The organism is Kineococcus sp. G2, assembly GCF_037154035.1.
Taxonomy (GTDB): Bacteria; Actinomycetota; Actinomycetes; order Actinomycetales; family Kineococcaceae; genus Kineococcus.
This window is the reverse complement of sequence record NZ_JBBBEM010000012.1, coordinates 56,576-69,068: the sequence shown is the minus strand read 5'-3', so window position 1 is coordinate 69,068 and position 12,493 is coordinate 56,576. Positions and strand designations below refer to the sequence as shown.

14 protein-coding genes and 1 tRNA gene are annotated in these 12,493 nt (G+C 71.0%); 6 read left to right on the top strand and 9 right to left on the bottom strand.

Annotated elements, in window-relative coordinates; translation table 11 throughout:
• Positions 1-13: 13 nt before the first annotated feature.
• Complete coding sequence (locus tag V9U69_RS02795; protein ID WP_337059775.1) at positions 14-517, bottom strand: hypothetical protein; 504 nt, start codon at positions 515-517, stop codon at positions 14-16.
• 388 nt (positions 518-905) lie between these two features.
• On the opposite strand from V9U69_RS02795, the gene V9U69_RS02790 reads away from it, so the two are divergent.
• Together V9U69_RS02790 and trxA are read left to right on the top strand one after the other, a co-directional pair.
• Complete coding sequence (locus V9U69_RS02790) at positions 906-1,544, top strand: hypothetical protein (RefSeq protein ID WP_337059774.1); 639 nt, start codon at positions 906-908, stop codon at positions 1,542-1,544.
• A 50-nt stretch (positions 1,545-1,594) separates the two neighbouring features.
• Entirely contained in the window at positions 1,595-2,050 is a 456-nt protein-coding gene (trxA, locus tag V9U69_RS02785; protein ID WP_337059773.1) for a thioredoxin, read from the top strand.
• A 92-nt stretch (positions 2,051-2,142) separates the two neighbouring features.
• On the opposite strand, the gene uxaC is transcribed toward trxA, so the two are convergent.
• Entirely contained in the window at positions 2,143-3,552 is a 1,410-nt protein-coding gene (gene uxaC / locus V9U69_RS02780; protein WP_337059772.1) for a glucuronate isomerase, read from the bottom strand.
• Positions 3,553-3,663: 111 nt separating this feature from the next.
• Here uxaC and V9U69_RS02775 point away from each other — a divergent pair.
• Positions 3,664-3,736, top strand: a tRNA-Lys gene (locus V9U69_RS02775).
• 213 nt (positions 3,737-3,949) lie between these two features.
• Positions 3,950-5,005 (top strand): hypothetical protein, encoded by a 1,056-nt coding sequence (locus V9U69_RS02770; protein ID WP_337059771.1) that lies wholly within the window; start codon positions 3,950-3,952, stop codon positions 5,003-5,005.
• A 72-nt stretch (positions 5,006-5,077) separates the two neighbouring features.
• On the opposite strand, the gene V9U69_RS02765 is transcribed toward V9U69_RS02770, so the two are convergent.
• From V9U69_RS02765 to V9U69_RS02740, 6 genes are all read right to left on the bottom strand, one after another.
• Positions 5,078-6,211: a tyrosine-type recombinase/integrase gene (locus V9U69_RS02765; RefSeq protein WP_337059770.1), complete on the bottom strand. Its 1,134-nt coding sequence runs from the start codon at positions 6,209-6,211 to the stop codon at positions 5,078-5,080.
• Complete coding sequence (locus V9U69_RS02760; RefSeq protein ID WP_240894974.1) at positions 6,208-6,390, bottom strand: helix-turn-helix domain-containing protein; 183 nt, start codon at positions 6,388-6,390, stop codon at positions 6,208-6,210. Before V9U69_RS02760 ends, V9U69_RS02765 begins: the two co-directional genes overlap by 4 nt.
• 242 nt (positions 6,391-6,632) lie before the next feature.
• The gene (locus V9U69_RS02755) at positions 6,633-8,150 is read right to left on the bottom strand and encodes a replication initiator (RefSeq protein WP_337059769.1); all 1,518 of its coding nucleotides are present in this window, start codon (positions 8,148-8,150) and stop codon (positions 6,633-6,635) included.
• Positions 8,147-9,592 (bottom strand): hypothetical protein, encoded by a 1,446-nt coding sequence (locus V9U69_RS02750; protein WP_337059768.1) that lies wholly within the window; start codon positions 9,590-9,592, stop codon positions 8,147-8,149. Before V9U69_RS02750 ends, V9U69_RS02755 begins: the two co-directional genes overlap by 4 nt.
• A 20-nt stretch (positions 9,593-9,612) precedes the next feature.
• Entirely contained in the window at positions 9,613-9,876 is a 264-nt protein-coding gene (locus V9U69_RS02745) for a hypothetical protein (RefSeq protein ID WP_337059767.1), read from the bottom strand.
• Positions 9,876-10,310, bottom strand: a complete 435-nt coding sequence (locus V9U69_RS02740; protein ID WP_337059766.1) for a hypothetical protein — start codon at positions 10,308-10,310, stop codon at positions 9,876-9,878. Before V9U69_RS02740 ends, V9U69_RS02745 begins: the two co-directional genes overlap by 1 nt.
• A 161-nt stretch (positions 10,311-10,471) precedes the next feature.
• On the opposite strand from V9U69_RS02740, the gene V9U69_RS02735 reads away from it, so the two are divergent.
• Together V9U69_RS02735 and V9U69_RS02730 are read left to right on the top strand one after the other, a co-directional pair.
• Complete coding sequence (locus tag V9U69_RS02735) at positions 10,472-11,206, top strand: XRE family transcriptional regulator (RefSeq protein WP_337059765.1); 735 nt, start codon at positions 10,472-10,474, stop codon at positions 11,204-11,206.
• A gap of 28 nt (positions 11,207-11,234) precedes the next feature.
• Positions 11,235-11,711 (top strand): NUDIX hydrolase, encoded by a 477-nt coding sequence (locus tag V9U69_RS02730; RefSeq protein WP_337059764.1) that lies wholly within the window; start codon positions 11,235-11,237, stop codon positions 11,709-11,711.
• On the opposite strand, the gene V9U69_RS02725 is transcribed toward V9U69_RS02730, so the two are convergent.
• Entirely contained in the window at positions 11,699-12,271 is a 573-nt protein-coding gene (locus V9U69_RS02725) for an HD domain-containing protein (protein WP_337059763.1), read from the bottom strand. The two genes, V9U69_RS02730 and V9U69_RS02725, sit on opposite strands and share 13 nt — an antisense overlap.
• Positions 12,272-12,493 lie beyond the last annotated feature (222 nt).

The following is a 12,493-nucleotide window of genomic DNA, read 5'->3' as shown; positions in this document are numbered from 1 at the left end:
CCCCCGGCGCGGATCAGCGGCGGACGGACTGCTCCGCACCGGCGCGGACGTCGACGGTGTCGTCGTCACCCTCGACCTCCTTGGCGAGCAGGCCGGAGCCGATGGCCCAGATCGCCGCACCGAGGATCGCGATGTACACGCCGATCTCGGGGGTCAGGGCGTCGCCGCGCTCCAGGCCGCCCATGGGCTGCACGGCGAAGGCGGTCCACTGCACGGTGGTGGCCAGCGCCACGGCCATCGAGGCCAGCGTCAGCCCGCGGTGCTGGCCGCGGCGGGCGCGCTTGCGGGCGTAGGCCATCGCGAGGAGGAAACCGAGGCCGAGGTAGGCGGTGAAGGGCACCAGCGAGTCGGTCTCGTAGCCGACGCGGCCCTGCTCGGTGCCCTGGAACTGCACCCAGTCGAAGAAGGGGGCGACGTTCAGGACGACGACGCCGAGGGCGGCGACCCCCAGCCCCTTGCCGCTGGAACGCCGGGTGTCGCGGGTCAGGTCGTGCTCGTGCGCGCCGTTCATGGCCATGGGGACTCCCGTGGGTCGTGGTTCTTCACCCGCGCCGAGGTGGCGGGGTGGTTCGTCGAGGGGGGCACGTCGCTGCGGCGGCGCGGGAGGGGACGGGCGGGCGCGCCTGTCGGCGGCGCTCGCTGGTGCACCCGTCGCGACGCGCCCGGCAGCCGGTTCGGCGTCTCTTCTCCACCGGGGCCGGGGCTCGTGCTCCGGGAACAGTTGAGCACCGCACGGGTGCGGCGGCAACTCAGGATCCGCACAGCCGGGACCGGGCCGGACCGCTCCCCCATCCCGACACGTCCTGACGGGTTGGCCTCCTAGCGTCGTGCACGCACCGCCCGACGGCGGCACCCGCTCCACGACACGACCACGACCACGACCACGACCACGACCGGAGGACACCGTGACCGAGACCACCACCTCCCCCACCACCACCCCTCCCCCCACCACCGACGAGCGCACCGTCTTCGTCCTGGCGGACGAGGCGCTGCTGGCCGTCGTCCGCCAGGTCCGCGAGGACCAGTGGGACCTGCGCACCCGGGGCGTGGTGTCGACCAGCGACCCCGACAGCGACCCGACGCTGCGCGAACTGCTGAACTACCACGCCTACGACGACGCGTGGGTGCCGGCGATGCTCGCCGGGCGCACGATGGCGGAGGTCGGCGAGGACGCGCACAGCGGTGACCTGCTGGGAGCGGACCCGGTGGCGGCCTTCGAGCGGATCGCGGAGGACGCGATCGCCGCCGCGCAGGGCCTGGACGACCTGGACCGCACCGTGCACTGCTCCTTCGGCGACTACAGCGCCCGCGACTACCTGTGGCAGGTGATCGCGTTCCGGGCGCTGCGGGCCGTGGAGATCGCCCGGCTGATCGGTGCGGACGACCGGCTGGAGCCGGAGCTGGTGGAACCGCTGCTGGCGTACCTGCGCGTGCACGCCGAGGAGTGGCGCTCCTACGGCGTGTTCGGTCCCGCGCTGCCGGCGCCGGAGGGTGCCACCGCGCAGGAGGAGCTGCTGGCGCTGACCGGCCGCCGCCCCCGCTGACCGGGTCGGGCGCCGGGAAGCCTGAGAAGGCTCGCGTGGTTGGGTGAGGCATGAGCACTCAGGCCCTGACCTTGGAGACGCACGACGAGACCGTCAAGGACGGCATCGTCCTGATCGACTTCTGGGCGGAGTGGTGCGGGCCGTGCCGCCAGTTCGGCCCGGTCTTCGAGCGCGCGTCGGAGAAGCACACCGACATCACGTTCACGAAGGTGGACACCGAGGACCAGCAGCAGCTCGCCGCCCGGTACGGGATCACGTCGATCCCGACGCTGGTGGCGTACCGCGACGGCATCCCCGTGTTCGGTCAGCCCGGCGCCCTGCCGGAGACCGCGCTGGAGCAGCTGATCGAGCAGGTCCGCGCGCTCGACATGGACACCGTGAAGCAGCAGTACGCCCAGGCGATGCAGCAGCAGAAGGCCCAGCAGCAGGCGCAGGCGGCCCGCGGGGCGCAGACCCAGCGCACCGGCACCGCGGTGCGCGCGGGCACCGACCCGGCGGCCTTCTGAGCCCTCCCGCCCGGCAGCACGTCGACGGCCCCGCCCCCGCACCGGGGGGCGGGGCCGTCGTCGTCACCGGTGGCGCCTCGGCGGGGTGCCGGTCAGAGCTTGAACGCCTCCCGGGGGCGGGCGACGACGAGGTCCACGGCCGTCTCCGCGGCTTCGTCCGGGGTGAGGCGGTGCTGGGCGACGAGCTCGGCGAGGTAGCCGCACTCGACCCGGCGGTTGGTGTCGTGCCGGGCGGGGATGGACAGGAAGGCGCGCGTGTCGTCGATGAACCCGGAGGTGCGGGAGAACCCGGCGGTCTCGGTGACGGACCGGCGGTAGCGGCCGATCGCGTCGGGGGCGTCGATGAACCACCAGGGCGCGCCGACGTACACGGACGGGTAGAACCCGGCCAGCGGCGCCAGTTCCCGCGAGTACGCCGTCTCGTCGATCGTGAACAGGACGAGCTGGAAACCCGGTGCGGTGCCGAAGGCGTCGAGGACGGGGCGCAGGGCGCGGGTGAACTCCACGCCCGTGGGGATGTCGGCACCGACGTCGCTGCCGTACCGCTGCGCGGTGGCGGTGTGGTGGTCGCGACACACCCCCGGGTGCAGCGTCATGACCATGCCGTCGTCGGCGGCCATGCGGGCCTGCTCGAACAGCAGGTGCCGACGCAGCGCGTCCCCCTCCGCCGGGGTGACCCGGCCCGCGCGGGCGGCGGCGTAGAGGCGTTCGGCCTCGTGGGGTCCGAGCGGTTCGGCGCGGGCGTCGGCGTGGGCGTGGTCGCTGGAGACAGCCCCGTGGGCGCGGAAGTGCGCGCGGCGCTCGACCATCGCGCTGACCCACCCGGCGAGGGTGCCGGTGTCCACGCCGGCGCTGGCGCCGAGGGCGTCGACGCGCTCGGCCCAGCCGGGCCTGCCCGCTTCGAGGTACGCGTCGGGCCGGAAGGTGGGGACGACGCGCCCGCGCCAGCCCGGTTCGTCGAGGAGGGCGCGGTGGTGGCGCAGGTCGTCGCACGGGTCGTCGGTGGTGGCGAGCACGTCGATGCCGAAGCGCTCGAACAGGGCCCGCGGCCGGAACTCGGGGGTGGGCAGCTTCTCGGCGATCGCGTCGTACACGTCGTCCGCCGTGTCCGCGGAGGGGACGACGTCGACGCCGAAGATGTCGACGAGCTGCGCCTCCAGCCACGTCTTGACCGCCGTGCCGCGGAAGACCGGCCAGTCCTCGCACAGCAGCCGGAACGCCTGGCGCCGCTGCTGCGGGCTCGGGTCCGCCTCCCCCACCCCCAGGTCGGCGAGGCTCACGCCTTGCGCGCGCAGGAGGCGGGTGACGTAGTGGTCGGGCGTCAGCAGCAGCGAGGTGGGGTCCTCGAACGCGGCGTCCTCCGCCAGCCACCGCGCCGGCACGTGACCGTGCGGGGAGGTGATCGGCAGGTCCCGGACCTGCTGGTACAGCTCGCGGGCGATGCCGCGCGTGGTGGGGTCGGCGGGCAGCAAGCGGTCCGGGTGCAGGGTGAGCGCGGTCACGCCGCCATCCTCCGTGGGGCACCGATGGGCGGCAAGCGCTTACCGGGGGGTGGTGACCGGGCGCCACCGATCGCGCGCGGCGGCTAGGCTGCCGGGTGCGGGCAACCGCGAGGGCCTCTAGCTCAACTGGCAGAGCAGCGGACTTTTAATCCGCGGGTTCAGGGTTCGAGCCCCTGGGGGCCCACCCGCTCGACCTGCACTGATGCTTTCCGCGAGGCTCCACTCGGATGCCGTGACGGCAACGGGTGACGGCAACCTCTGCGGTGAGCACGCCAGCGCCTCGGGGGACCGGTGCCGTCTGGACGCACATGCACCTCGCCCGCAGCAGCCCCTAGGGTGCGCTGGAAGCCGACGACGAGGGGCGATCACTGTGAGTCCAGCTGCACACGTCTTCAGGGTGGATGGTGCGAAGGCCACCCCCTTCGAGCGGACGCGCCTGGACAAGCAGGGGCTCTTGGAGGTGGACCACCTCGAGCCTTGGGTGGTGGAGCACCCGGAGGTCCTCGGCGGCAACGTCCGCGTGATCACACAGCAGTTCGACCGTTGGGCGACTGCCGGCGGGCAGGTGGCCACAGAGCGTCTGGACGTCCTCGGCCTGGACTCGACCGGACAGCTCGTGGTCGTGGAGCTCAAGCGCGACGGTGACAAGCGCGTCCACCTCCAGGCGTTGACCTACGCAGCCCTCGTGGCCCGCTTCACCAAGGAGGCGCTCGGCGCGGTGCACGCGGAGTACCTCAACCGGACAGCCGAGGAGCCGGTGACACCTGAGGCCGCTCTTGCACGCTTGACGGATCACGTCGAGGGAGACTGGGGCGAGGAGCTCCTCACCCGACCACGCATCGTGCTGATCGCCGAGCGCTTCCCATCTCAGGTGATGTCCACCGTCAGCTGGCTGACTGAGCTGGCCCCACAAGAGCTGGAAATCTACTGCGTCGAGCTCAGCCTGTTCGTCGATCCCAACGACGGATCGGGCCTGTGCGCCACCTTCCAACAGATCTTCCCGATCGATGACATGGCAGATCGCGTCCTAGGTCCCACAGTCACGACGAACGCCGGCAGCGTGAGCGCCAAGATTGCACAACGCACCCGCCAGCAGCGTTCAGCGGCTGTCATTGTCGACAACTCACTGATTCCGAACGGCAGCCAACTTACTCTGCGCCTCGAGACACTGCAGAAGCCCGAGGTGGTCACTGCGGTCAATCAGTGGCTCTTGGAGGATCCTGCTCGATCGGTCGCTACCTGGCGGAGTGACCGGCAGAAGCCGGTCCACTGGCTGGGAGAACCTGATGTGGACGGTTGGTCCCCCACCAAACTCGTACAGCACATCATCGTGTGTGCCACGGACGGTTCTGCGCCGACCATTTCAGGACCCGACGCATGGACGTACCAAGGCAAGAGCTTGTATGCCATGGCTACCGAGTTCCTGGCGAGTAGCGAAGCATCAACTACATGATAGGAGGCAACATCGGCTCCGTTGAGGCAATGGAGTAGCCGCCGAGAAGGACGCACGGCGTGATGGGCACATTCACCGACCCAATGCATCGTCCATGCTTTGCGCGGCTTCCTGCAACATCGTCGGCAAGACGTGGCTGTAGGTGTTCATTGTCAGAGTGATGCCGCTGTGCCCGAGCACTTCCATGACGACACGAGCCGGTACGCCCTGAGCCAGGAGCAGCGTGGCACAGGTGTGCCGCAGGTCGTGGAGCCGGACCCGCCGTAGTCCTGCCGCCTGCAGCAGCTCGACGAACATGCGACTCACGTTGCGAGGATCCATCGGTGTTCCGATCGGCGTGGTGAACACGAGCGTGTCAGCCGTCATCGGCCGGCCCGACCGCAGCGCTTCCGCCACCATCGCCTGTCGATGCTCACGCAAGGCGCCGCGCGCGACAGCAGGAAGGGGCACGGTGCGACGGGAGCGTTCCGACTTCGGCGGGACGAGCACCAGTCCCTCCGTCGTGCGCTGTAGCGCCTGACGCACGTGCAGCAGCCCGGCGTCCAGGTCGACGTCGCACCAGCGCAGGCCGAGCGCTTCCCCGCGGCGCAGCCCCACGGCCAGTGCCACTGCCCATAGCGGGTACAGGCGGTCACCACGTGCAGCGTCGAGCAGTGCTCGTGCTTCCTCGATCGACAACGGCTGCCACTCGTGCCGCGGGGCGTTCGGCACCACGACGAGGCGGGCGACGTTGCGGGGAAGAAGGTCCTCGCGCACGGCGTGCTGCAATGCGGTACGCAAAATCGCGTGGACCTGCTTGACCGACGCCGGCGACAGACCAGCTGCACGGCGGTCGGCGAGGAAAGCGCGCACGTCCGCTGGCGACAGCCGCGACAGCCTCTTGCGCCCGAGGCCCGGAACGAGGTGCCGCCGGACGTACATCTCGTAGCCCCGGTACGTGGCTGGCCGCACCTTCGGTGCTGCGACGTCGCGGAGCCACGTCTCCAAGTAGGCACCCACGGTTAGCGTTCCCGACGCCTCGACCGGCACACCACGGTCGCTCTCCCGCTGCAGCGCCGTCAGCTTCTCGCGCACCTCTGCGCGCGTCCGCCCGTAGACGCTGCGCCGAGCTCGGCCGCCGGACGGCAACAGCACGTAGCACAATCCCTCCCAGCGCCCGTCCTTGCGCTGGTAGATGGTGCCCTCGCCGTTGGCGCGCTTGCTCACGCCACGTCCGACGTCGTCAGCCGCTGCACGTACTGGCGGAGCGCCTCGACCGGTATGCGGCGCGAGCGGCCGATCTTCACGCTCGGCAGCAGGCGCATCCTCATCAGGTCGTACACCGTCGAACGTCCCACGCCGAGCACCTCGGCCGCCTCCTCCGGAGAGAGCAGCAGCTTCTCCATCACCAACACCCCGTTCCTGACCTCGTCGCGTACGCGCCGGTCGTGGTCGCCGTTGTCTTCTGCCTCGCCTGGGGCGGCCTCCCGATGCCGCAGGGTCCAGGCCGCCCGGCGCCCGTCAAGGGCGCCTCTGGCGTCACTTCGTGATCTCGCTTCGCTCGTCCCTTGACGGGCACCGACCGACCAGGAAGGCGCTCTGCATCGGGCGGACGCCCCGCAGTGGTCCCCACTCCCCCACCACCACGTCACCCACGCAGCAGCTCACGTCGCCTTTTGGCCCGCTCATCGGCCCACTCGCGCGCTTGGGCAGCAGCGGTGGCGGCCAGCGCCGCATCCCCGGCGGTCAGCCAACCGATGCCGTCCAGCGACCACGAGCTGACGACGAGCGTGGTGTCCTCGACCTTGACCTCGGGCTCGGGTGGGATGGCACCGCGCTCATCGACAGGCGCCGGGCCGGTGAGGCGGTCGCGCAGTCGCTCCACGGTCCACCGCTTCCGGGCGGAGCGCAGCCGGCTCAGGGTGGTGGAGTAGCGGCGGGACTTGGTCGAGAAGTGACCGCGGAAGCCGATCATCGACACCCACTTGGCCAGCGCCAGGTACTTCACCCCGCCCGTGCGCGCCAGGTGGTGCACTTCGGCCAGCAGGCGGCAGACATGTTCCGCGATGCCCATGCGTCGCGCAGCCTCCGGATCGCGCAGGCGGGGCGGCAGCCCGAAGTCGTCGCAGGCCTTGGTGGCGTACTTGGCGATGTAGGCCGCGACCGTCTCCGGGTGCAGCCCGGCGTCCGGGTCATCGGCGCGGCCGGTTTCCCGGATGGCGTCCGCGGTGACGGCACGAGCATCGACCTGCATGCCAAATCGCAGCCGGCGCAGCGGCTCGCCCGGTGCTGTGGCGGGCGCGTCGAACCACACCCGCGAGGCAGCGACGTGCACCAGCTCGCACAACCGTTGGACGGTCACATCGACGAGTGGAGCCGGGAACTCCTCCGACTCCGTGGGTGGCCCATCCAGGCGGATGAGGGCATGGAAGTGCACCACGCCGCGGCGCTGGAACTCCGCCACCTTTGCGAACGAGACCCGCACCAGGGTGTGCGCCTCCTTCTGCGTCAGCCCAAGGGAGGCGGCCAGCACCCGGCGCAGCGCGATGGTGAACCTGCGCCACAACTCTGGTGCCCACCACTGCCACACCACGTGCCCGGTGTAGTCGTAGCACTGCGGGCACAGCGGCTGCCCCAGCAGGCGGTCCCCCTCGGCGTGCACCGTGCGGCACCCCAGCGGCTGGCCGTGCTCACACCTCGCCGAGGTGGCACGAGGCCGGCACATCGTCGGACGTCCCGACCGGCGCCGCAGACCGTGCACGGCCCCGAAGGACGGAGCGGTCAGCGTGGCGAACACCAGCGGATGAGTGGCCACCGACTCCGGCACGCCCTTCATCCCACCGGCGGCCCCGGCGGCGAGCAGGTGCCACATGTCGCCCTTGTACTCGTGGCTGCACGAGGGACACACGCTCGCCCGCCGGTTGCCGCAGCGCGCGTACAGCACCCCGTCCGGCTCGGTGGCCGAGTCGTACGTCGACAGCACTTCACCGGTGGCCCGGTCGAAGGTGGTGGCCTGCCCACGCAGGCGGATCGGTCGAGCGCAGTGCCCGCAGTTCGCGGCCTGCTCCGCCCACCGCTCGAACGTCGGAGACAACAAGCGCTGACCGGCCTCAACCTCCACAGCAGCCACCACGACGGCCGATATAGGAGCGGTCGTGGCGCTCACGCGACCCCCTCCTCGTCCGCCAGGTCGTCGACGACGGAGAACACCGGCCGGATCGTCGGTGCGTACGTCCGCGCCAGCCCCGCGATGGCCTCGTCGTCGTAGTAGGAGGCGCGTACCCGCACCGGTTCGCGGATGCCGTCGACCTTGACGTAGGCGACACCCGGGGTGGTGTCGGGGATCTGGTGGCACAGCGCCCCGGAGTCGCGGGCACCCTCGCCGAGGACCATGTCGACCTGCGACTTCTCGTCCAGCCGCATCGCCACCTTCGTCGGGAAGAGGTTGCGCAGGCCCAGGACCTCCTTGCGCGGGTCCTGCAAGGCCGCCACCAGCACCACGCCCGGTGCCCGCCCCTGGGTGGCCAGCGCGGCCAGCGCCTTCTCCGCGCGGTCGCGCAGCTTGCGATCCGGTGTGTACGCGGTCAGCAGCGCGACCTCGTCGACCAGGACGACCAGCAGCGGCTCGCCCGTAGAGGGCTCGTGCTGGCGGGCAGTACCGGCCATCCGGGCGGCGCGTTCGGTCATGAGCACGGCGGCGTCCTCCAGAAGCTGCACGCCGTCCTCGACGGTGGTGGCGAAGCGGGTGAACAGCGCGCGGCCGGGTTCGAGCTCCATGCCGGCCTTGCCGTCCACGGCCCACACCTGCACCAGCCCGTCACGGATGCCGCCGGCCAGGCCGCCGAGCAGCGACCAGACCACCGAGCCCTTGCCGGCGCCGGTGACCCCGACGATGAGGACGTGGGTAGCGGCCAGGCGCAATAGCCAGGGCTGGCCGTCCTCGCGCAGTCCCACCGGCACCGCCGCGGCGTCGACGACGTCCGGCACGGGCATCGGGGAGACGACGTGCGCCAGCGGGTCACCGAACAGCCACGTGATGACCGCGGTGTTCGGGGACGTCTTGCGCACCCGGCATGACCATGCCCCGCACGCCGCCGCCAGGTTCTCCGCCGCCGCGGCGAGGTCGTCGACGGTCTGCCCGGCGACCACCTGCACCCGCGCCGAGAGCACCAGGTGCTCACGGGAGGTCCAGCGCAGCCGCGAGAGCCCCGGCGTCCACGACGAGCGGCCACCGGAGCGGTGCTCGACAACGGTCAGCGCCAGGCCGACCCGCTCGCACAGTCCAGGCCAGCTGTGCCGGATCGCCCGCCGCTTGCGCCGTCGCCACGCCGGCCGCGACACCCAGCACAGGAACGAGCTGGGCCAGGCCAGGCGCCACGTCACCACGGCCACCACCACGACGACCGCCACGATCCCGACGGCGAGCAGGTGGTCGCTGCGGTAGGCCCACCAACCGACGAGCGCGAAGCCGGCGGGGACGGGGAAGCGCCACGCCAGCCGCACGACGCCCCTGAGCAGCCACCAGGCCAGCTCGAGCAGCATCAGCAGCAGATCCGCCACCCAGTCGTCAGTGGAGCTGGTGTCCTGCCGGGCGGGTTGGCGCGTCACCACACCCTTCGGTCCTCCGATCACCGAGCCACCGCCTCAACCGAGCGGAGCCGGCTCGCCTCCTCAGCGGCCACGGTGGCCAGGTAGCGGCACTCGGCCGCTTCCTGCGGGTCACCCTGGCCGTAGTGCTCCGCCAGGCGCCCGAACAGCCGCGCCTTGCGCTCGAACCACACCGCACGGTCCCGGTACGGCGTCTGCGAGGTGGGACGGGAACGCAGCAGCGCACCGATCTGTCCGGCGATGCTGCGTTCCGCCCGTGCATGGCGCCGGTGCACCGTCCGCATCAGGCGGCCCGCCCCGCGTCCGCCTTCGCCGTGCTCGCCGCGGTGCTCTTGCCGGGGGCGGCCATGCCCGTCGCCTTCAGCGACCACGCCAGCCGAGGCCGGGCACGGTTGGTGTCCACGTACGGCGTGGCCGTCAGTCCTTCGAAGACCACCGGGCGGAAGGGCAGACCAGGCAGCGGTGCCGGCGGCACCGGCTGGTGCTCCGCGGCGATCTTGACGACGACCTCCGCCTGACCGCGGCGAGCCTCGGGGTCGGCGTCCATGACCCGCACCGCCCACAGCCGCTCCCCGGTGTTCTTGTCCCGGGACTGCGTGTCCACCTCGCCGGCCTGGCGGCGGTCGAAGTCCTGCACCTGCTCGACCTCACCCACCACGTACGCCCCGTGCGGGAACACCAGGTCCTGCCCCAGCGGGATCGCACCCTGGATCGCCATGTCGTCCTCCTCGTTGTCAGCGGCCCGTGGCCGCGGCTTGCCTCAGCGGCGCTTCGCCGTGATCCCGAGTCCACCGGCTTCGCAAGGACGTTCGAACGTCCCTGTGGGACGTTTTAGGACGTCTTGGGATAGTGTCGAAACGTCCCAACGAGGAGGGTGACGTGGAGAACGAACGCCTGCGGCGCGCGATGGTGCGCGCGACCGTGACCGTCGAGGACGTCCACAAGCTGACCGGGGTGGACGAGAAGACGGTGCAGCGCTGGCTCAAGGGCCGCGTGCCGCACCAGCGGCACCGCTGGGCGGTGGCCAAGCTCGTCGCCGAGGACGAGGCGTACCTGTGGCCCACCAGCGAGACCCGGCTCGACAGTAGCGCCGGCAGCACCGCCGAGGTCGTCGCCGCCTACGCCCACCGCGCCGACGCCCCCAGCTCGCTGTGGACGCGCCTCATCGACGACGCCCGGCACGCCGTCGACGTCCTCGGCTACGCCGTGCAGTTCCTGCCTGAGCTCTACCCCGCCCTGGGCACCCGCCTGGTCGCCAAAGCCGGTGACGGGTGCCGCGTGCGCATCGCCGTGGCCGACCCCGACAGCGCCGAGGTGGCCGCTCGCGACGCCGAAGAGCGCCTGGACGGCGGCATCGCCCCGCGCATCCGCTCTTCGCTGCGCCACCTGGATGCCTGCGTGCGTTCTGACCTCACCGAGGTCCGCTACCACCGCACGGTGATGTACAACTCGATCTTCCGCTTCGACGACGAGCTGCTGTACACCCCGCACCTGTTCGGCCGGCCCGGCTACGAGTCCCCGCTCTTCCACCTACGCCGGGTCGGCCAGGGCGGCGTCTTCGACAACCTTGTCCAGCACATGGACGACGTGTGGGCCACCGCCACATCTGTCTGAGCCTCCTGCTCCTCTAGGGTTGGTGGCCGTGCCTCGCGTCGACCACTACCGCGACCCCAATGCCCCCGCGCCAAACAGCCTCGTGCCGGCGGCCAGCGTGGTAGTGCTGAAGGACGGCAAGGTGCTCATGCACCGGCGCAGCGACACCGACCGGTGGTCCATCCCCGGGGGCGGGATGGAGCCCGGAGAGTCGATCAAGGACACGGCCGTGCGGGAGGCTCGCGAGGAGACCGGCTACGACATCGAAGTCGACCGTCTCGTGGGCGTCTTCTCGGACCCCCACCACGTCGTCAGCTACGACGACGGGGAAGTGCGCCAGCAGTTCTCCGTCTGCTTCGCCGGCCACGTCATCGGTGGCAGCCCGCGACTGAGTGCCGAGACCCGTCAGGTGGGCTGGCACACACGCGAAGACCTCGAAGCCATGACCGAGGACGAGGTACATCCCTCCATCCTGCTGCGCGTCCGCGTGGCCCTACGCGGAGAGGCCGCGGCCTACATCGGCTGAGAGTCGGCCAACAGCCGCTCTGCGGCAGCCAGTTGACGCGACAGCTCCTTCTCCGCTGCTTGGAGGGCGCGGGTGACCACTCCGTCCGCGCCGTAACGCTCCTGCACATCCGCCAAGCGCTCATCCATCGTCATCGCCTGGCCTGCTGGGCCGGTCGTTATGTCGCAGTAGGTCAGCAGGTCGCGTACCGCGGTGCCCTCGTCCGGGTAGGTCGCCATGACCTTAGACAGTCCCCGCAGGGCTGCCTCGAAGGACGCGCACGAGTGATGCGCCACCAGGCACGCCACCCGTTCGTGGCCCTGCTGGCGCAACCATTGGGCGCCATCAAGCGAGTGAAAGCCTGTCGCCATGAGCGGCTCGGCGTACCCAACGTCGTGAAGCCATGCGGTTAGCACGAGCAGCTCAGCCTCCGCTGGCGCCAAGGCTCGCGCCGCCCCCGCCGCCTTAGCGGCCACAGCTTGAACATGCCCCCATCGGCGCGCATCGCCGCCAAGTAGTCGCAGTGCTGCACTACGAGCCGACGGAACGGTCAGCTCAGGTAGGCCTGGCGACTCACGCACCTCACCAGTTTAAGGATGGGCCTCCCCACCTACCAGCGCCACGAGTGCTGTGAGGAGTTTCTCTACTCCGTCAAGGCGGCGGGCTGCGCCCACCGCTGTTGCTGGCTACGGCGCGTCTCACCGCCCTGCGCGCGGCCTCCGGCCGTGCTCGCACGGCTCGCACGCCGTAGCCAGCAACGGGAGGGATGCGTCGGAGGACTGATGACAACGGCGGGGCACAAG

What these genes read in the sequence shown, in the direction of transcription:
- V9U69_RS02795 (WP_337059775.1), bottom strand. Translation starts at nt 517, where the DNA reads ATGGCCATGAACGGCGCGCACGAGCACGACCTGACCCGCGACACCCGG.
- V9U69_RS02745 (WP_337059767.1), bottom strand. Translation starts at nt 9,876, where the DNA reads ATGCGGACGGTGCACCGGCGCCATGCACGGGCGGAACGCAGCATCGCC.
- V9U69_RS02740 (WP_337059766.1), bottom strand. Translation starts at nt 10,310, where the DNA reads ATGGCGATCCAGGGTGCGATCCCGCTGGGGCAGGACCTGGTGTTCCCG.
- trxA (WP_337059773.1), top strand. Translation starts at nt 1,595, where the DNA reads ATGAGCACTCAGGCCCTGACCTTGGAGACGCACGACGAGACCGTCAAG.
- V9U69_RS02760 (WP_240894974.1), bottom strand. Translation starts at nt 6,390, where the DNA reads ATGGAGAAGCTGCTGCTCTCTCCGGAGGAGGCGGCCGAGGTGCTCGGC.